General features: G+C 66.8%; 17 protein-coding genes. 11 read left to right on the top strand and 6 right to left on the bottom strand.

Annotated elements, in window-relative coordinates; genetic code table 11:
- Nucleotides 1–19: 19 nt before the first annotated feature.
- Genes VPH47_RS09735 through VPH47_RS09745 form a run of 3 tightly spaced genes read right to left on the bottom strand, consistent with a single transcriptional unit; the run spans nucleotide 20 to nucleotide 2,529 of the window.
- Complete coding sequence (locus tag VPH47_RS09735) at nucleotides 20–1,336, bottom strand: adhesin (RefSeq protein WP_368850647.1); 1,317 nt, start codon at nucleotides 1,334–1,336, stop codon at nucleotides 20–22.
- A 42-nt stretch (nucleotides 1,337–1,378) separates the two neighbouring features.
- Nucleotides 1,379–2,002 (bottom strand): hypothetical protein, encoded by a 624-nt coding sequence (locus VPH47_RS09740; RefSeq protein WP_368850648.1) that lies wholly within the window; start codon nucleotides 2,000–2,002, stop codon nucleotides 1,379–1,381.
- Entirely contained in the window at nucleotides 1,999–2,529 is a 531-nt protein-coding gene (locus tag VPH47_RS09745; protein ID WP_368850649.1) for a hypothetical protein, read from the bottom strand. The genes VPH47_RS09740 and VPH47_RS09745 overlap by 4 nt, the downstream gene beginning before the upstream one ends.
- 396 nt (nucleotides 2,530–2,925) lie before the next feature.
- On the opposite strand from VPH47_RS09745, the gene VPH47_RS09750 reads away from it, so the two are divergent.
- From VPH47_RS09750 to VPH47_RS09765, 4 genes are all read left to right on the top strand, one after another.
- The gene (locus VPH47_RS09750) at nucleotides 2,926–4,281 is read left to right on the top strand and encodes a sigma-54 interaction domain-containing protein (RefSeq protein ID WP_368850650.1); all 1,356 of its coding nucleotides are present in this window, start codon (nucleotides 2,926–2,928) and stop codon (nucleotides 4,279–4,281) included.
- A 69-nt stretch (nucleotides 4,282–4,350) separates the two neighbouring features.
- Complete coding sequence (locus VPH47_RS09755) at nucleotides 4,351–4,812, top strand: helix-turn-helix domain-containing protein (RefSeq protein WP_368850651.1); 462 nt, start codon at nucleotides 4,351–4,353, stop codon at nucleotides 4,810–4,812.
- Between the two features lie 10 nt (nucleotides 4,813–4,822).
- A complete protein-coding gene (locus tag VPH47_RS09760) occupies nucleotides 4,823–5,248 on the top strand; it encodes a VOC family protein (RefSeq protein ID WP_197612049.1) in 426 nt (141 codons plus the stop codon).
- Complete coding sequence (locus VPH47_RS09765; protein WP_180846831.1) at nucleotides 5,245–5,475, top strand: hypothetical protein; 231 nt, start codon at nucleotides 5,245–5,247, stop codon at nucleotides 5,473–5,475. The genes VPH47_RS09760 and VPH47_RS09765 overlap by 4 nt, the downstream gene beginning before the upstream one ends.
- A 7-nt stretch (nucleotides 5,476–5,482) precedes the next feature.
- On the opposite strand, the gene VPH47_RS09770 is transcribed toward VPH47_RS09765, so the two are convergent.
- The gene (locus VPH47_RS09770; RefSeq protein WP_368850652.1) at nucleotides 5,483–6,178 is read right to left on the bottom strand and encodes an HAD family hydrolase; all 696 of its coding nucleotides are present in this window, start codon (nucleotides 6,176–6,178) and stop codon (nucleotides 5,483–5,485) included.
- Between the two features lie 133 nt (nucleotides 6,179–6,311).
- Here VPH47_RS09770 and VPH47_RS09775 point away from each other — a divergent pair, with 133 nt between their 5' ends.
- Entirely contained in the window at nucleotides 6,312–7,220 is a 909-nt protein-coding gene (locus VPH47_RS09775; RefSeq protein WP_368850653.1) for a hypothetical protein, read from the top strand.
- An 18-nt stretch (nucleotides 7,221–7,238) separates the two neighbouring features.
- On the opposite strand, the gene VPH47_RS09780 is transcribed toward VPH47_RS09775, so the two are convergent.
- Nucleotides 7,239–7,979, bottom strand: coding sequence for a DNA/RNA non-specific endonuclease (locus tag VPH47_RS09780; RefSeq protein WP_180858907.1), 741 nt, complete (start codon nucleotides 7,977–7,979; stop codon nucleotides 7,239–7,241).
- A 289-nt stretch (nucleotides 7,980–8,268) separates the two neighbouring features.
- Nucleotides 8,269–9,402, bottom strand: a complete 1,134-nt coding sequence (locus VPH47_RS09785; protein ID WP_368850654.1) for a hypothetical protein — start codon at nucleotides 9,400–9,402, stop codon at nucleotides 8,269–8,271.
- Between the two features lie 509 nt (nucleotides 9,403–9,911).
- Between VPH47_RS09785 and VPH47_RS09790 the strand changes: the two genes are divergently transcribed.
- The 6 genes from VPH47_RS09790 to VPH47_RS09815 all read left to right on the top strand — a co-directional run bounded on the left by VPH47_RS09790 (nucleotide 9,912) and on the right by VPH47_RS09815 (nucleotide 19,483).
- Entirely contained in the window at nucleotides 9,912–13,268 is a 3,357-nt protein-coding gene (locus tag VPH47_RS09790) for a S8 family serine peptidase (RefSeq protein ID WP_368850655.1), read from the top strand.
- A 108-nt stretch (nucleotides 13,269–13,376) separates the two neighbouring features.
- Nucleotides 13,377–14,558 carry a YadA-like family protein gene (locus VPH47_RS09795; protein ID WP_258012005.1) on the top strand — a complete coding sequence of 394 codons (1,182 nt, stop codon included), beginning with the start codon at nucleotides 13,377–13,379 and terminating at the stop codon, nucleotides 14,556–14,558.
- 155 nt (nucleotides 14,559–14,713) lie between these two features.
- Entirely contained in the window at nucleotides 14,714–16,288 is a 1,575-nt protein-coding gene (locus VPH47_RS09800; protein ID WP_368850656.1) for a CocE/NonD family hydrolase, read from the top strand.
- 87 nt (nucleotides 16,289–16,375) lie between these two features.
- Complete coding sequence (locus VPH47_RS09805) at nucleotides 16,376–17,827, top strand: hypothetical protein (RefSeq protein ID WP_368850657.1); 1,452 nt, start codon at nucleotides 16,376–16,378, stop codon at nucleotides 17,825–17,827.
- 48 nt (nucleotides 17,828–17,875) lie between these two features.
- A complete protein-coding gene (locus VPH47_RS09810) occupies nucleotides 17,876–18,781 on the top strand; it encodes a hypothetical protein (RefSeq protein ID WP_368850658.1) in 906 nt (301 codons plus the stop codon).
- Nucleotides 18,782–18,991: 210 nt separating this feature from the next.
- Nucleotides 18,992–19,483, top strand: coding sequence for a hypothetical protein (locus VPH47_RS09815; RefSeq protein ID WP_164160365.1), 492 nt, complete (start codon nucleotides 18,992–18,994; stop codon nucleotides 19,481–19,483).
- Nucleotides 19,484–19,505 lie beyond the last annotated feature (22 nt).

Raw genomic sequence — 19,505 nt, forward strand, 5'->3', positions numbered from 1 at the left:
GACGGCCGGGGCGTTGCGCTTACTCGCCGCTGCCACCACCGCCGCCGGTGCTGGGCTGGGCGACGGCCAGGGCCAGGCTGTTGGCCTGCAGGTTGCCGGTGCCGGACGCCACGTTCACGCCGATGTTGCCGGAAGCGCCGGAGAAGGCACTGCCCGACAATGCCGAGGTATTGGTGGCATCGACGTTCACCCAGCGCGTGGTGCTGACCGTGCCGCTGAGGCTGGCGTACAGGTCGGCCACGCCCAGTTCGACGAACTGGCTGGTGCCGCTTTCACGCGTATCGAAGCCCAGGCCACCGACCCCCGGACGATTCGGGTTCATCGTGGCGTTCTGGATTTCGTTGTCCAGATCGATGTGGCCGGTGCTGTTGCCACCCGGGTGCGGCAGCTCGCCATTCCAGGTATCCAGGTAGTAGTTGGCCATCTGGTAGGCGTTGCCGGTACCGCGGTAGGTGCCCGCGCCATAGGCCAGGGTCAGGCCGCTGACGCCGCCATGCATGCCGACCTGCACGGTATCGGTGTACGACTTCACGAAGCCGGCGTTGCTGACCGTGTTGCCGGTGGAGACCTGGTTGGAGCTGATGCTCGACTGCGCCACCGCCGTGGTCGCGACCGAGGCGGCGAGCGCGTTCTTCTGCTCGTTGTTGTTCCCCGAGGCGATGTTCACGCCGATGTTGCCCGATGCGCCGCCGAAGGCATTGCCACCGAGGCTGGCGGCATTGGTGACGCCCGAGTTCTGGGTGACGTTGCCGAAGCCAGCCTGGTTGACGAACACCTCGGCGTCAGCCATGCCGAAGCTGAAGGACGCGTCGGCCGCGGACAGCGACGCGGCATTGTCCTGGGCGTTGTTGTCGCCGGACACCACGTTGAAGCCGAGATTGCCAGAGGCACCGGCACCGACGCTGTCACCGATCGAAGCGCGGTTGGTGACCAGGCTGTTGCTGGTGGCGTTGTTGCTGATCGACTGGCGGTTGTCGATCACCGCGATGGCCGCGGAGTCGAGGTCGATGTCGCCGGTGATGTTCGGGTCACCGGAGAAATTGACGTCGGTGCTGAGGCGCAGGTCTTTCTCCAGGTTCACGTCGACGCCGTGGTTGTTCTTTTCCTTGCGCTCGTCGGCCTGGATGTTGCTGTGCTTCTGCACATTGACGTTGACGGTGCGGTTGCGTACGTCGTTGTCAGTATGGTTGTGGGCGTCGTTGCGGGTTTCGCTGACGGTGTGGTTGTGGTTGATGTTCGCGTTGGCGTTCTGGTTGTCCCAGCCATTGGCCGCAGCGGCGGTCGAGGCAGTGGCAATCGCCATGGCGAGCATGGTCCGTTTGACGGTCGCTTTCATGGTGCCCTCTCTCTCATCGGGTGGTGCATCGGTGGGTGGTTGTCACGGACGGTCCTGCACGACCAGGCCCAGCACATTGGCCGTGTCGTTGCCGCTGCCCGCGATCTGATTGAGTTGCAGGACCCCGTCGAATCCCCGCAGTGCGGTGCTGGCTACACCGGCGCTGCGGGTGCCCGTCGCGACGCCGTGACCGGCGTCGTCCCGCCCCCCTGCCAACGCGGAACCTTCTGCGGCCAGGGCCGTGTCGTCGGTTTCGCGTATGCCCTGTCGGGCCAGCGTCGCGCTGACGACGTTGAGCGTCGTGTTGGCGATGCCGCTGGCCTGGTTGATTGAAGCGATGCCGCTGGCACCGGCCAGCGCGTTACCGCCGATCTGCGCGGAGGCAGCCAACGGTGCCGACAGCACCCGGTTGCCTTGCTGCAGTTGTTGCGTGCTGATCGCCACCTCGGCGCGTTCGCCCCGGGCGATGCCACGCAGATTGGCCTGGAGGTTCAGGTCGCCCGCCGCCTGGTTCACGGCGATGGCCCCGCTCGAGCCGGCCAGGGCGCGGCCGTCGATGCGGGTCACGTCCAGGTACGCGAGCATGCCACTGTAGTCGTCGGCCATCGCCGGCAGGGGCGTGGCACCCAGCCCGAGCCCCAGCAGCAGCCAGCACAGGCGCCTCATTTGCCACCTGCCGGGGCCGTGCCCTGCAGCGGGAACTGACCCAGTGCGCCACGCACCGTATCGGCAATGCCGCGGGTACTGTTGCCGACGGCGCCCAGCGGTCCACTCATGGCGCCGCCGAGGCTGCTGCCGACCATGCCGTCGCTGCTGCGTCCCAGGGTGCTGCCCAGGGCCTGCTGGGTGACCCGTTCGACCGTGGTGCCGCCAGGTGCGGCCAGGGGCCTGGCCTGGCCCGCGCCCATTCCGGCGTAGTCCTCGTCGCTGAGTTCGTCCATCCCGATGGCAGGGCCACCCGTTCCCAGTGCAGCGGCGATTTCGCGCTGCGGCTTCGGATCGGCGATCAGCGCCATGCCCGGCGGTGCCATGCGATAGGCCGGCCGCGCGGAGACATCTCGCAACAGGACGATTTCGCCCGGCTGCGGCTTCACGCCCTGGCGTGCGCCGGAGGCGGAGGCGCTCGTGACGATCGCCAGCAGGGTGAATCCCAGCGACGCAGCCAAGCCACGAATCAGGGTGGTGCCGTCCATGCCGATCTCCCGCGATGGGTGCGGCGGATCCACGCATCAACCGTGCCAACGTCGAAACTCCTGCGCGCCAAGCGGGGAGAAAAACGACGGCACGATGGGGTGGCCCCGGTGTGTTACAGCGGCGTCGCAGAAATGTTGGGATTCCGCAGCGCCAAGCGCTGCGGGGCAAGGCGGCGGGGTGACTGTCGCATTCCTGTTACAGCGACCGGCGCAGAGTGCAACGGTGCAGCTTCAGGTGCGTATTTCTTGACGCGCTGCTCATTGCAACGCCGTTTAGCGGGGCGCTAGCATCCGCCCAACAAAGGCCGCCGTGGTGGCCGTAGGGGTCCCGGCGGAGGGCGGCACGCCGGCGATTGGCTGACAGTCCGCCGACGGTGTCCGGATGCTGGGGGAAGCATGGCAGCGGTCCCGGAAGTTTCTGCATCGCGTTGCGTGCTCTGGTTTGGCCAGCCGCTGGCGAGCGAGCGCAGCGCGATGGCGGCTGCAGGCTGGTACGTGCGCAGCATCCACCCTGATCCTGCGATGGCGATCGGCTTGCGCGGGCGTGACCGACTGCTTGCGGTGCTGGATCTGCGCCATCTGGATGCCACCGACCTGCATTTGCTTGAGCCGTGGATCGAGCAGCATCTGCATCTACCGTGGCTGGCGGTTCTGCCACCGGGTGCCGGCGTCACACCACCGGCGTGGTTGCCCCTGCTGCAGCGCTGCCTTGCACGGTTCACCCTGCCGTTCGGGCTGCAGGACCTGGTGTGCGCGATACGCCAGCAGTTCGATGCGGATGATCCCTCGATCGATGAGGCCTGTGGCGGGCAAGGGCCGCGTGCGCTGATTGGCGAGAGTCCTGCGCTGCATGCGGTGCGCGCAGTGCTGCAAAAGTTCGCCCCGGTGGAACTGCCGGTGCTGGTCACTGGCGAGACCGGTACTGGCAAGGAGTTGGCGGCGCATGCGCTGCACGCGCTGTCGGGTCGCGCGGGCAAGCCGTTCATCGCGGTCAACTGCGGGGCCATTCCGGCCAGCCTGGTGCAGTCGGAGCTGTTCGGCCACGAACGCGGTTCGTTCACCGGCGCCGACAAGCGCCAGATCGGCGTGTTCGAGTCCGCGCACGGCGGCACGGTGTTCCTGGATGAAGTCGGCGACCTGCCCGCCGAGGCGCAGACCAGTCTGCTGCGCGTACTGCAGGAGGGCACTTTCGAGCGCGTCGGCAGCAGCCAGTCGTTGCGCGCGGATGTGCGGGTGCTGGCTGCCACCCACGTGGAACTGGAACAGGCGGTGGCACAGGGGCGGTTCCGCAGCGATCTGTACTACCGTCTGAACGTGCTGCGCCTGCTGATGCCACCACTGCGCGAACGCGGTGCTGATGTGCAGCTGCTGGGCGAACACTTCCTGCGCTGCTTCCGGCTGCGCCACAGCGTGCGCGCGCGTGGTTTCTCGCCAATGGCGCTGCAGGCGATGCGGCGTTTCGGTTGGCCCGGCAATGTTCGTGAGCTGCTCAACCGGGTGCAGCGGGCGGCGATCATGGCCGAAGGCGAGCTGATCAGCGAGCGTGACCTGGAACTGGGGGAGCCGGTACAGGCGCTGCCCAGCGCCATGCTGCACGATGCCCGCGGCCAGGCCGAGCGCGATGTACTGCTGCAGACCCTGCGCCAGACCGGCTACAACGTCTCCGAGTGCGCGCGGCAGATGCAGATCTCGCGCGTGACGGTGTACCGGCTGTGCCGCAAGCACCGGCTGGAGCTGCCGGCGCAGCGTTGAGCCGGGTTGACGCGGCGGGGCGCTCCGCCCACCCTTCGGTCAACGCCCCCGTGTGGCCACGCGAGCCAGATGAACCAGAGCCCCGAACTGCTGCGACGCCTGCTGCGTGCCAAGGACCGGATGGACCGCGCCAGCCACGAGGAGTGGCCGGTCGCGCGCCTGGCCGAGGTCAGTGCGGTGTCGCCGGCGCATTTCGCGCGTTCGTTCAAGCAGGCGTTCGGGCTGCCGCCGCACCGCTACCTGCTCAGCCGTCGCATCGAGCGTGCTGTGGCGCTGCTGCGTGATACCGACCTGGCGGTCACCGAGATCGCAGCGCAGACCGGCTGGGCCAGCCTCGGCACCTTCGGCCGTATCTTCCGAGACATCACCGGCGACAGCCCCGGCAACGTGCGCGAGCGGGAACGGGCAGCACAGGAGCCACAGCACGTAGTGCCCGAGTGCCATGCGCGTGCCGCCCAGCGGCCCGACCTCAACATCGCAGTTTTGGAGAAGCGCCGCCGCCAGGCCGTTGCTAACGTGGGCCCCACCTGAGGGAGGTCCCATGACGAACACTGTGAACACGGTCGGCCTGTACGTACGCGACCAGGATGAAGCGCTTGCGTTCTACGTCGACACGCTCGGCTTCGAAGTACACACCGACGTACGCAATGGCAGCTATCGCTGGCTGACCGTGCGCAGCCCCGGCCAGGACGGCTTCCAGCTGGGCCTGTTCGTGCCGGGGCCACCGACCCATGATGCTGCCACGGCGCAGGCGCTGCAGCAGCTGGTGGCCAAGGGGGCGATGCCACCGCTGGTGCTGGCCGTGGATGACTGCCAGGCGCGCTACTCGCAATGGTTGGCACAGGGCGTGGAGTTCACCCAGGAGCCGATCGAGCGCTTCGGCGCCATTGATGCCGGATTCCGTGACCCCTCGGGCAACGGCTGGAAGATGATCGAAGCCCGCTCCGATGCGAGGCGCCGTCAATGAGCCGCGGCCGTTGGGCCCGGCCGCTGCACCGCTGGACCTCGATCGTGTTCACCCTGGCGGTGATCGCCAACTTCGTCGCCCGTGGGATGGGGCAGGGCGAGCCTGCGGCGTGGCTCACGTATTCGCCGTTGCCCCCCCTGTTCCTGCAGCTGTTCACCGGCCTGTATCTGTTTGCATTGCATTACGCGGGCAAGCGCCGCAGCGCCTCGCTGGGCGCTGCGGGATGATGCCGCGTCAGGCCACGGCGTCGATGGCGTGGGCGGCAAGCAGGGCGGGCAGGTCTTCCATGCGCTGGAAGATGACCTTGGCACCGGCAGCGCGCAGGGCTTCGGGCGTGCTGTGGTGCGGACCGCCCTCACTGAAGCCGAATACGGTGGCTCCGGCTGCCACGCCAGCCGTTGCACCGGTCACGGTATCCTCGATCACCGCGCAGCGCTTCGGGTCCACGCCCAGCGCTGCGGCAGCGGCCAGATAGACATCTGGATGCGGCTTGGTGTTCGGCATGTCCTGGCCACTGAACACATAGGCACCGAAGGCATCAAGGATGCCGACCTTGCCCAGCTGCAGCTTCACCTTGTGCAGGTCGGCGCCGGACGCACAGGCGATCCGGCCGCCGGTGGCGGCGCCGATCGCGCGCACGGCCTCAGGCGCGCCCTGGATCGCAACCAGGTCGCGCTCCAGCGCCCGGTTGCGCTGCTGGCGGAATTCTTCCAGCCATTCCTCGGTGAACGGCTTGCCGGTTCGCTCTTCGATCAGCCCCGCCAGATGGGCTACGGACTGGCCAAGGAACACCTCGCCGGCCTGCGCCGGGGTCAGCGGCCAACCACGTTCGGTCAGCATTTCCGAGAGCACGCGGGCCACCAGTGGCTCGGAATCAACGAGTACGCCATCGCAGTCGAACAACACGGCATCGAAGGGAAAACGGGACATCTACAACTCCTGGGGCATGCGATAGGGGCGGGCGCCTGCCATTTTCCCATAGCCACGCAGGCAGGGCACGCTGCCGGACAGAGCGCTAGACTGTCCACGGTTGCGTACCGATACCGTTGCACAGGAGCGAGCCTTGAACCGGCTGCGATTGTTCTTCAGCGCCTATCCCGTCGTATTTGCAATGGCTGCGAAGCTGTCCGTGCTGAGCCTGTTCCTGCCGGGCTTCATTGAAGGCATGGCCGTGGCGCGCGGGCATGGCATGCAGATCGGGGCCAGTGGCTTCGCCGATGCCCTGGTTTCGTTGGCGTTCCGGCTGTGTTGTTTCGCAGCGGCGGCCGTGCTGGCTTCCACCGTTCTGTTCGGGCGAGGAGGCGCACTGTGGATCCGGCATCCGCTCGCGTCAGGCGTGTCCTTCTACCTGATGTTGATCGTGCTGGATCATCTGTCGGTGTGGATGTACCTGCAGATGGGCCCACCGGACGCACATTCCCTGGTCTGGGTGGTGGCCGCTTCACTGCTGCACACGCTGTTGCTGACAGCGGTCGCACTGCTGCCCGCACTCCTGTTGCAACGCGGTCGCGCAATCCAGGGGCCGCACACCGGCGTGGTCAGCGCCAGTCAGGTGGGCGCCGGCATGCTGCTGCTCGGTGGCGCGTGCCTGCCAGCAATTCTCGTGCAGCTTCGCCTGATGGCACTGGAGTCCGGTTCCCCGACGGTGGGGGATGGCCTTTGGCTGGAGCTGCAGATCGTTCTGCTGCTCACGTTGGTGCTGGCGGCACTGGCTTCAACCGCGGGCGTTGTGACCGGAATTACGCCTTCCGCTGCTCCGGCAATGGGGCGCGTGCTGGCCACAGCAGCGCTGCTGACTGGAACGGCCTCGCTGATCGTGATACTCGTGTCTGGCGTCCTGCTGATGATCGCGCAGGTGCCTGGGCCGTTCGGACTGCCGCTGTTGGCACTGGCGATGCTGGCCGCCAGCGCTGCCCAGTACCGGGTTGCCAGAACGCTGGCGTCGCGACGGCTCGCAACGCCAGCACACTGAGTCGGGCGTCCTGGCGGATCAGCTCAGATCACAGCCCGCGGGCTGCGGCCAGGTCGTGGTCGGCAGCATGGCCTTCAGCGAGGCCGGCGCGTTGATGGCCACATAGCTGGCGCCCAGCAGCTCTTCCAGGTCGGCGATAGTCACGAGGTAGTTGTCCAGGCTGCCCAGGTTCGCTTCGTTCGGGATGATCCAGCTGATCGCCTTGGCGGTGCCGGTGTTCGGGTCGCGGGTGATGATCGTCTTCCAGAAGAACTCCGGCGTGGGAATGCCGTGGCTGGCCAGGAAGTAGTCATTGGAGGCATCGCCATAGACCACGCCGCCATAGACATCCACCGGCGCGATGTCGCGGTAGCACTCGGCCACGTTCTCGGCCTTCACCCAGATGCCCTGGTTGAAGCTGGATACCTGCGGAACGATGTTGGTCATGTAGTTGGCGCGACGGATGTAGGTCGCGTTGTAGTCCATGTGGTTGGAGGTCACCAGATGACCGCGGTCATAGCCGGATTTGATGCTGGCATACGAGGCCGTGCTGGTCTGGCCCAGGCAGCCGGCGGGCAGGTCCGGGTCCTTGTAGAAGCTGGAAGGGCGCGCTTCCGAGCCGGTGTCTGCGGTGAGCGTGTATTCGTAGCGGGTGGCGCTGTGGATGCTGCAGTCGTAGGTGAGCACGAAGCCGCCCTTGTTGAGGGTGACGACCTGGGCCTGGGCTGCGCCGGCGACGGCGCTGAGGACGAACGCGAAGAAGAAGCTTGCGAGGCGCATTGCGGTTCTCCAGCAGAAGTTCAGGGCGCAGCCGTCCGCCAAGACCGGGCCGGGGCGAAGTCATGGGAGGACGTTGCGGAGACGGGTGCTGCGGATTGCGGTGGGACGTGACCGCGATGACAGGGCCGTGGAGGCCGTGCGGTGTCGTAAGCGTCACAAGCTGTCGTCTTTCGGTGAACGACGAAAAGACCAAGCTGTGACAGCGCGCAAGCACTGGAGATGTGTCAGATGGAGCAGGGCGTGGCTGAAACGCAGGCGTGCTAGAGCATCGCGATGCCTGCAGGTGTTGTCAGGGGTTCGCCTTCAACACGTAGTCGCCATTGCGTGTTCCCGGCACCAGCGACCACTCCGGTTTCAGGTTCAGCGACCATCCCGGCCCCTGCAGCGGCGGCTCAGTACTTGCGGGCGCCTGCACGAACACCGCCTTCCAGTCGCTCTGCATCAACGCACCGTCGGTGACATCCAGGCTGCCCCAGACGTCGGTCAGTCGCATCGTTGGATACACCGTGCCACGGCCAGGCAACGGCTGCATCGTGTTGGGGTTGAACTGGATGCGCATGCTGCGCAGGTCCAGGCGCACCACCGGGCCTGTCACGAAGCGCGCACGATTGTGTTCCAGCTGCGCCAGGCGCTGCTGTTCGCGCAGCGTTTCAGCTTCGCGCAGTACTGGCCCGTCGTATCGCGCGGCAGCTGCCTGCAGTGCGGTCACGTCCGTTTGTGGAGGGGCACCGGTCGCTTCGGCCAGACGCGTGCCGAGATCCTGGGCGTGGTGGGCGAGATCGCTGCGCCAACCGGGGGCCGCCTGGTCCAGCAGCAGGCCATAGGCCGGGCCGGTGGCGTAGGCGAAAGAGCGGACGAAGCTGCGATCAGCAACGTGCGCCCGGAGGTCATGCAGCGCCGCCTGGACGCGTGTCGCGGGCGACGGGTTGCCGACGACCACGCCGGTGTATTCAGCCAGGCCCTCGTTCAATTCCAGCGCCGCTTCCTCCTGCGCGGTCGCAGGGAACTGGCGGTGGCGTTCGGCGCGGAATGCAAGCGCATCCATCATCGCAGTGTGCTGCGCCACTGCATCGGTGGCCGCAAGCGCATCCACCAGTGCGCGCCATTCCAGCTGCAGCCAGTAGCGTCCTTCAAGCGTGTCGAGGTGTTCGTTTCCGCCCTCGGTCGGCGCGATGATGGGCAACGCCGGTTGCAGGCGATGGAACATTTCGTGAGCCAGCAGGGTGCTGCGCCGGGACGCGTCCTGCGGCAATGGCCAGAGCAGCTGCGTCCAGCGTGTGCCGGACCAGTCCACGGCGGTATTGGCGACGATCGCATCGGCCGGAAGCTGGCCTGCGAACACGTTGCCGCGTGCCTTCAGCGCACCCTGTGCATCTGCGTGCGAGGCGATGACCTGCCGGCTCCCTGGATCAACCAGCATCATCGGCCCGCACAGGGATTGCCCCCACAACTGTCCGCCATCGGCCTGGCACAGTGCCCGCGCTTCCCTGAAGATTCGACTCGCGTCCGCATCGGCGATCGGTGATTCAACGGACCATGCCGGTCCTGCCGCACAGGCAGCGCAGGCGATCAGTACAAAGCGGAGAGTGTCCATGGCATCCGTGCATTGATGGGCACAGACAGTCATAGCACTTGGCACTGCTGCCCTTCAATGATGGACAACGAACGCGGTGCCGGTTCGGCTGCCCAGGCCATAGCTACGCAATGCAGGAAGGCATCCATACTTTCGCGTACTGATCTCTGCCTTGCGGTTGTCACGAAAAACTGTGCGCCACGTCAAATTTTGAGGTAGTGTCGATTCTGCTGCCGGGGCGCAGCGGGGTGCAAGGCGTCGGGGACTACGCGCCGCACCCGCAATTGAAGCACCAGACATCACAGCGCCGGCGCTGACGCCGGCGTGCATCTCGGGCTTTCAATGAAAAGGGGTATTCGATGCGCAATGCATGGATCAAACGAAGCAAATGGGTTGCACTGACCCTGGTGGCGGGGGCTGCATTGGCCGCCGCAGCCGTGGGCATACGCAGTACCGGCGCCCAGTCGAAGACGGGCAATCCCTCCGTGGATGCACGCGCCGGCAATCCGGCCGGGCCTGCAGCGACCGGTCCGGGAAGCGGCTTCGCCGAACTTTCCAACCGTTACATCGTGGTCTATCGCGAGGAGCCGCTGGCCACCTACAAGGGGGACATCCAGGGCCTCGCGGCACCGGAACGCATGCGTCCGTCCGCCAGTGCCGCGCGCGCGGCGGCGGCCACGGGCAATGCGCCGACACCGCGCATTGCGGTGCGGGGGGCACGTTCACAGGACTATGTGCGCTTCCTCGCGGATCGCCAGGTACAGCACGAGGCCCGCATCAATGCCACGCTGGGCCGCAGCGTGAAGGTCGAGCGGCGCATGCAGCATGCGATCAACGCATCGGTGCTGCAGATGAATCCGCAGGAAGCGGAGCGCGTACGCGCACTTCCCGATGTGGAGCTGGTCGAGGAATACCGGGAGTACGAGCAGGATACCGATGTCGGACCGGGGCTGATCGGCGCACCCGCGCTGTGGAACGGCACCCCCACGCCGTTCCGTGGCGAAGGTGTGGTGATCGGTGTCATCGATTCGGGCATCAACTTCGGCAGCCCGGCCTTCACCGCCCGTGCGGAGGATGGCTACGAGCACATCAATCCGTTGGGTGCGGGCAACTATCTTGGCACCTGCGCACCGGGTGGCATCGACGAAGGCCGCTGCAACAACAAGCTGATCGGCGGCTACGATTTTGTCTGCGGTGCGCCGGGCAACCAGTGTGGCGTTGCGGATGTACGCGAAGAGCCCGGCTTTGGTGACACCAACGGCCACGGCAGCCATACCGCTTCCACTGCAGCGGGCAACCCGCACACCGCGTCCTACCGGGGCAACCAGATCCACATTTCCGGCGTTGCGCCGCGCGCCAACATCATCGCCTACGACGCCTGCTACACCGAAGTGTCCACCGGGCGCGGCTTCTGCCCGAACACCTCGACGCTGGCAGCGGTCAACCAGGCCCTCGCCGATGGCGTTGTCGACGTCATCAACTACTCCATTGCCGGCGGTACCGCGCCGTGGGGAGAAGCTGTCTCGCTGGCCTTCCTCAATGCGTCCGATGCCGGCATCTACGTGGCGACATCCGCCGGCAACTCCGGCCCGGGCCCGAACACGATGGGTCATCTGGAGCCCTGGACGGGCAGCACCGCGGCGGCCACGCATGGCCGCGGCGACATCGTGTTGTTCGCTGCGGTCAGCGGCCCCGGCAGCGTGCCGCCGGCGCTCACCGCCATCCTGCTGACCGAAGGTTCGGGCGGCGTGCCGTTCGCAACGCCGATTCCGGCGACCACGCCGTTACGCGTCAGTGCAGGCATCGACAGCGCGAACGACGGGTGCGCGCCGTTCGCGGCCAACACCTTCCAGGGCGCCATTGCGGTGATCCGTCGTGGCTCGTGCAACTTCAGCGACAAGGTCAACAACGCCGCCGCTGCGGGTGCGATCGCCGTGCTGATCGGCAACAACCAGCCGGCCCCCATCCTGCCCAACGTGGCGGGGGCCACCATTCCCGCCTTCGCCATCGATCAGTCGGACGCCAATGCACTGCGGACCTTCGCCGCCAGCGCTGGCAACAACGCAACCGCTGGCATCGCCTATCCGGCCAGCAAGATCAGCAACACGCCTGACGTGCTGGGTGACTTCAGTTCGCGTGGCCCGGCCGGGATCTTCGATCTGGTCAAGCCTGACGTCACCGCCCCGGGCGTGCGCGTGTTGGCGGTAATCGCGGGCAACGAGGTGACCGGCTCGGAGAACGCCGTTGGCCTGATGGACGGCACCTCGATGGCATCGCCGCATCACGCGGGCGCCGCCGCACTGTTGCGCCAGGCGCGTCCGGACTGGACGGTGCAGGAGACACGCTCGGCATTGATGATGACCGCGCGCCAGGAAGTGCTGAAAGAAGACGGCGTCACTCCGGCCGACCCATTCGCGATGGGCGCGGGCCGCATCCAGGTGGACCAGGCGCTGCGTGCAGGCCTGGTGCTGAACGAGACCAAGACCAACTTCCTGGGCGCCAATCCGGCCAATGGCGGTGAAGTGTCGTCGCTCAACATCGCCAGCCTGGGCAAGCGCAGTTGCCCCGACAGCTGCAGCTTCACCCGCGTGTTCCGCAACGTGCTGCCGACCCGGCAGACCTGGACGGCGAAGGTGCAGGGCCTGACTGCGGTCGTCTCGCCATCGGTGTTCACCCTGGCGCCGGGCGAGAGCAAGTCGGTGCGGATCATCGTCACCACCGGTTCGGTACCGAACGATGGCAGTTGGCGCTTTGCCAGGCTGACCCTGGCGCCGCAGGGGGGGGATACCAGCCAGCCACTGCTGCGCCTGCCGATCGCTGTGTCGGTGCCGCCGCCGCAGATTGCCGCCACGCCGCCGTCGAACACGCTGACCCTGCCGACCGGTGGCAGCGGAGCGGTGAACCTGCAGATCGCCAATACCGGTGGCTCACCGCTGGAGTGGCAGATCGACAATTCCGGAGTAGGTACCCGCACGCTGGTCGCACAGGCGGCAAACAACGCCAACGGGCGTCGCTCGACACGCTTCACCGATGCCGTGTCTGTGGGTGCACGTGCACAGCTCGCTGCAGATGACTTCACCCTGGGCGAGGCCACCGGCATCACCCGTATCGTCGCTGACGGCTTCGTCAACGGTGGCACGCTGGCGACATCGACCAACATCAACTGGTCGATCTTCCGTGATGTCGGCGGCAATCCGGAGGGCAATCCGGAATCGAGCCCGCAGGTGGCACTGTGGACCTATACCTCCACCGTCAGTGGCCCAGGCGTAAGAACGTCAGCCACGCTGGCCACCATCAACCTGGATATGGCCGCGGCGGGCCAGAACGTCAACCTGCCCGCAGGCCGCTACTGGCTGGTGGTCTCGGTGCGTGCGCCTCTGGCCACCAGCTGGTTCTGGTTCAACGCCACCAGCGGCGACAGCGTGTACCGCAGCGCGATCATCAACCCGGATGGCAGTGGCGCCTGGTCCGCCACCACCGGCGCCCCAGGGCTGGCCTATGGGTTGGGCGGAAGCAACGCCTGCGGTGCCGGCTGGATCGGCACACCGACCCGCGCCCTGGGCCGCATCTCCGCAGGCGGCAGCCAGAGCACGCAGGTGCAGATCAATGCCGGGGGCCTCGCGCCGGGCAGCTATTCAGGCTTCGTCTGTGTCGGCAGCAACGACCCGAGCACGCCGAAGACTGCTGTCCGTGTCGCCTTGACCGTAACGCCGTAAGGCGCCTGCAGCATCCAGGCCGCCCTGTGCAGGGGCGGCCTGTTTCCCAACGTTCCCGGCGCCTGCCGGGAACCCTTCCTGATGGACCTTGGGGGTACCGTGAAGACGATGCACAAGCACATCCTTGCCGTGGCACTGGCCATGGCAACCGCACCGGCGTGGGCCGGTGATACCTGCCAGCTGGACGATGGCTTCGGCGGCGTGTCCAACGGCGGCGCCAGCGCCGGTGGTGCCGCCTCGCTGGCCTGTGGCAATGGCGCCGATGCCAGCGGCGATCTGTCGGCGGCCGTCGGCACCGGCGCCAGTGCCAGCGGCACCGGCAGCACGGCGATCGGTGCAGCCAGCAGCGCCTCTGGCGACCAGAGCGCCGCCGTGGGCGTGGGCGCCTCGGCATCCGGCGCCAACAGCGCGGCGATCGGCGACAGCGCCACTGCCAGTGGTGACTTCAGCAGTGCCAGCGGCTCCGGCAGCTCCGCGACGGGCTCGTTCTCCACCGCCTCCGGTGCTGGCAGCAACGCCACGGGCGAAAACAGCACCGCGCTGGGCAGCCTGTCCGAAGCCAGTGGCAACAACAGCAGCGCCGTGGGCAATGGTGCCATCGCTTCTGCGAACGACAGCGTCGCACTGGGCAATGGCTCCGTCGCCGACCGGGCCAATTCGGTATCCGTGGGCAGCGCCGGCAACGAACGCCAGTTGACCAACGTGGCCGCCGCCACGCAGGGCACCGATGCGGTGAACCTCAATCAGATGAACACCGCCAATGCCAACACGCTGTCCTCGGCCAACAGCTATGCCGATGCGCGGGCCACCGCGACCATCAACTCCGTCAACGCCTACACCGACGCGAGCAGCGCCGCGGCAGTGACGACCTCGAAGGCCTACACCGATGCCAGCAGCGCAACCACGCTCTCTTCGGCCAACTCCTATACCGATACCAAGTCCGCGCAGGCGGTGACGACGGCCAATGCCTACACCGACCAGCGCCTGGCGCAGTTCGCGCTGGACAACAACGGGTTGAAACAGGAAATGGAGCGCCGCCTGCGCCACCAGGACCAGCGCATCGATCGCATGGGGGCGATGAGTTCGGCGATGTTGAACATGGCCATCAACGCTGCCGGCTCACAGAGCCCGCGTGGTCGTATTGCCGTGGGTGCCGGCTTCCAGGGGGGCGAGCAGGCGCTGTCGATCGGCTACGGCAAGCGCATCGGCGAACGCGCCTCCTTCTCACTGGGTGGCGCCTTCAGCAATGGCGAGAAGTCTGCAGGCATGGGCTTCGGCGTGGACCTGTGACGCGATGATGGGGCAGGGGGCGGCCTCCGCCCCCTGTTCAGCCAACAACCGCTGCGAACGTGCAGCAAACGTCATGCTGCGTCGCAAGGTGCCACCCACCATTCGCACTGGTACGGTCCAACCCGTTGCACCACCACCGACGGGGAGAGACGACGATGCGCAAGGTATTGCTGCTGTTGATCCTGCTGACCGGCCTGGCGCCGACGGCCTGGGCCGCCACGGTCAAGACCACCCACCGCACCATTCCCAGCTGGGATGGAACGCCTCTCGGGGCCTTCGTCATCGAACCGCAGGACGCGGGCAGCGGGCGCTATCCGCTGCTGGTGATGCCCAGCAGCTGGGCGGTGCCCAGCGTGGAATACGTGGGGGTGGCGCAGTCGCTGGCGCGGCGCGGCTATGTGGTGATCAGCTACAGCTCGCGTGGCTTCTGGGAATCCGGCGGCAGCATCGACATCGCTGGGCCAGCCACGGTCGAAGATGTCAGCGCCCTGATCGATTGGGCGCTGGACAACACCCGCGCCGACCCGGCCCGGATCGGCGTTTCGGGCATCTCCTACGGTGCGGGCACCAGCCTGCTGGCGGCGGCACGCGATCCGCGCATCAAGGCCGTGGCAGCGCTCAGTGGCTGGGCTGATCTGCAGGCGTCGCTCTACAGCAACGACACCCCCAGCGCACAGGGCATCGCCCTGCTGGTGGCGGCCGGACTGGTGACCGGACGCGCCGGCTCGGAGCTGGCCACGATCAACCGCAATGTGCTGGTCGGCAACTACCAGGGCGCCGTGGAGTCGCTGCTGCCAGTGGCGGCGCAACGCAGTCCTGCGGCCAGCATCGACGAGATCAACGCCAACCAGCCGGCGGTGTTCCTGGCCAACGCCTTCAACGACAGCCTGTTCCCGCCGGGCCAGCTGGTTGACTTCTTCAACCGGCTGAAGGGCCCGAAGCAGCTGCAGCTGCGCCACGGCGACCACGCGCTCAACGAAGCGTTCGGTGCACTGGGCATCCCCAATGAAGTCTATGACCAGGTGGGCGACTGGTTCGATCATTATCTGAAGGCGGTGGCCAACGGCATCGACCGCCAGCCGGCGGTGCAGCTGAAGTCACAGAAGGGCAGCTGGAGCCGCTATCCGGATTGGCAGGCGACCAGCAAGAGCGCCATCAGCTACGGACTGACCGCACCCTCTGGCCTGCTGCTGCCGACCGGTGGCCTGGTCGAGAATGGCAGCAATACTGGCTGGAACTACCGCATCGGCAGCGGGCTGCTGACCGCAGCCAATTCCGGCGTGGCGATGGCCTCCGGCGCGCTGCAGATGATCAATCTGCCGCCGGGTGCCTACGTGCCGTTTGTTGGCCGCAGTGCTGCCGGCGTCTGGCAGGGGCCGATCCAGTGGAGCGCCAAACGGCTGGACGGTACGCCGGAAGTGCGCCTGACGGTCACGCCCAGCCGTGCCAATACCACGCTGTATGCCTACCTGTACGCCGAGGATGTGCTGGGCAACGGCCAGCTGATCAGCCACAAGCCGTACACGCTGCGCAGTGCCACGCCGGGCCAGCCGAAGACGCTCGACCTGCGGCTGGAAGCGAGCAGCTGGAACCTACCGGCCGGCAGCCGCCTGACCTTGGTGGTTGATACCGTGGACCTGCGCTATGCAGGCATCAGCCAGCTGGGTGGGGCGGTGACCTTCAGTTCGCCGACCAACGCGCCGTCGGTATTGAAGGTGCCGCTGCATTGATGTGGTGCCGTGCCCGTTGCGGCGGGCACGGTACGCCAGCGCGGAAAGCTGCGAGACTGCAGGTCGATCCGGTAGAGGGATGAATCCATGGCCATTGCATGGCTGCTGCTGGGTGCAGTGCTGGCTGCACCTGCCACGCAGGACGCGCCGATCGACTGGCCGAGTACGCTGCAGAAGGATCTGGAGGCTGCCGATGCGGCGATGCGCGGCAGCCATCCAGGGGCCGTTGATCGGCAGAACCCCGGATTCGGCGCCCAGCTGGACTCTGCCCTGGCACTGGCACGCTCCCGCACTGGAAAGGCGGAGAGCTTCGCGGGTTACTGGTGGGCCATGAAGGGCTATGCGGCCTCCTTCAACGATGGCCACGTCAGTCTCAACACGCTTGCCGCTGCCCCCGGGCTGCCGACGCGCTGGCCCGGCTTCCTGACCGGCTTCGATGGCGACACGCAGGTGGTCATGACCGTGGACGGCGGCCCCGCTCACCCGCCACTGGGGGCGCGATTGCTGTCGTGTGATGGCATCGATGCACAGACGCTGGCTGCGCGCCGGATCGGAGACTTCAGCGGGCGCTGGAACCTGCAGGCCAGCCGCCTCCATGGCGGTGGCGAGGTGTTGCTGGAGCAGGGCAATCCTTACGTGCCAGTACTGCACACCTGCATTTTCCAGGTGGATGGTCGCGAGAAATCCTATGCACTGCGCTGGCAACCGCTGGAGGCTGCACAGCGCAAGGAGCGGCTCGCTGACACCCGGCGCAGCGTCCGTCCGGCCAACGGCTGGCACGCGATGCCCGATGGCGGTTACTGGATCACCACCAGCAGCTTCAATGCCGACCCGACCGAGCAGAACTTCAGGGAACTGACCGCGCTGCTTGAGCAGCTTGCTCCGAAAGCCGAAGCGCTGCAGCAGGCACCATGGGTTGTGCTGGACGTGCGAGGCAACAGTGGCGGTGCGTCGCAATGGAGCATCGAACTGGCGCGATTGATCTGGGGCCGTGCCGCGGTGGACGCGCTGCCCGACCACAGTTGGGTGGAGTGGCGGACTTCCCAGGCCAACATCGCCCAGCTTCGCGGCTTCCTGCAGAAGCTGGAACAGGCGCCCGACGCATCACCGGCGCTGCGTCGCATGCTGGAATCCGTGACGGCGGGAATGGCCCAGGCAAGGGGCAGGGGCGAGGCATTGTGGCGCGAGCCACACGCGGCCAACGCAGGTGCAGCACCCACCGCAGGCCCGGTCGCACCTGTGCGCAAGGGCAGGGTCGTGGTCGTGGCGGATGCTGCCTGTGGCTCGGCCTGCCTGGATGCGCTGGACCTGTGGAAACGGCTCGGCGCGGTGCAGGTCGGCGTCGAGACTTCGGCCGACAGTCTTTACATGGACGTGCGACCGGAACGGCTGCCGAGCGGGCTGGCCAGGATCTCGGTGCCGATGAAGGTCTTCAGGGGGCGAGTGCGGGGTTCGAATGAACCGCATGTGCCGGATCATCGCTACGAGGGCGACATGCGCGATACGCAGGCCCTGGAAGCGTGGCTGTTGACCTTGTGAGTGCGCGCAGGGCGCCGTACAGGGATGAATTCCGAAGGAGAGGATCGCATGGCTAGCCCGTCCCCCAATCCCGCCAGGCCGCCGTTGCAGCTCGGAGCCTTCCGTCGCTGGATGCTGACAGTCGCTGCATTGCTCGGCGTGGCGCTGCTGATGTACCTGATCGGCGCACTTGTACCGCTGGCCAGGCCGAGCGGCATGTACGCCGGGATGGGGGTGATGATGCTGCTGCCGATCCTGTTGCTGTGCGCGGCATTGGCAGCAGTGCTGGGTGCCACGCTGGTTACGGCGGTTGCATGGTGGGTGGGTGTAAGACGGATCGGCCTTGGGCTGGTGCTGTTGCTTGCCGCAGGTGTCAGCGCGGTCAGCTTCTTCGCGGGCTGCGATTCGGCGTGGTTCGATCCCTCGGCGATGTCGCGCCAGGAGCTGGCCGCCATGAACGCGAAGCTGGAAGCGATGAGCGCACACCGTGCGCGCCTGCAACCGGCCATCGCGCAGGGTGATCTCCCCGCTCTGCAGGCGGCACTGGACGCCAACGACCCGACGCTGGCACCGGCCCAGCTGCTCTGCCTGGTGCGGACCGACGTGATCGAGGGGCATGGCCATGAGGGCCTGCCGCCGGTATCCGAAGAGCGATACCGGTTCCTGCAGGGCGTCGCAGAGGCCGCCTGGAACAAGGCGACCCGTGGGGACGGGCGGCGTGCGATCGGCCTGCTGGCCATCGATTCGGCGCTGCGCCATGGCACTGTCCGGGATGTGGAGCGGTGGCTTGAGCGGGGTGTCGACCCGAGGGACGTCGACTGGGCCAGGGATGTGTCCGCACAGACCGAACCTGCCGGCCTGTGCAGCACGTACGAACGTTGGCCGCTGAGCACCGTGGATCACAGCGAACTCGATCCAGACCGCAAGCGTGACCTGCTTTTCAGATTCGGTGTCAAGGCGCTTCCCGCGTGGTAGCGCCGGACCGGCAGCCATTGATGCAGGCAGTGCGGATGCAGGTGATGCAATCAGCACCCTGGCCATCGGCGCGCTGGATCATGCGCGGAGCCTGATGGATATGAGCAATGGGCATGACTGCGCCGATGCCAGGCCTGCCCGCAATGCCTACACTGCCCCCGGGCCATCGACGGCCCATTGGGAAAGCTGCATACACACAAGGAGCAGGGTATGAAGTTCTCGCTGTTGGGCGTGGCGTTGCCATTGGTGATCGCGTTGGGCGGAGTCTCCGCCGCAAGTGTCAGTGCGGGACCGATTGCGGGCACGACGTCCGCCACTGTGGTTGCGAAGGCCAGGTATGCTTCGGATTCGCTGGAAGCCGGCTACATTGTCGATTGGATCAAGCGGAACTCACCCGCCTATGCGCCCGCATTGCAGACGGGCGAACTGACCATCTCGCACACCTATCAGCCTGCAGGCAACCTCAAGCCCGCGGGCGCGGCGGGGCCGCCGGTCCCATTGCCTGCACGCGGAGTGGAGGGCGAGGTCATCTCGATCTCCAATACCTTGCCGAGCGGTGCCTCCGAGTCGTGGACATACCGGTGGTCGAGCGGGGCGTGGAAGCTGATCAAGTACAGCTTTGACGCATGCCAGGGCCCCGCCGGCATCAGTGCGAAGGGGGCCAACACAGAGATTGCTGCGAAGGGGCCCTGCATCGACTGAGCGTGACCTGTCCTGGTCAGGG

It is taken from the genome of Stenotrophomonas sp. WED208, from assembly GCF_040984485.1.
Classification (GTDB): domain Bacteria; phylum Pseudomonadota; class Gammaproteobacteria; order Xanthomonadales; family Xanthomonadaceae; genus Stenotrophomonas; species Stenotrophomonas riyadhensis.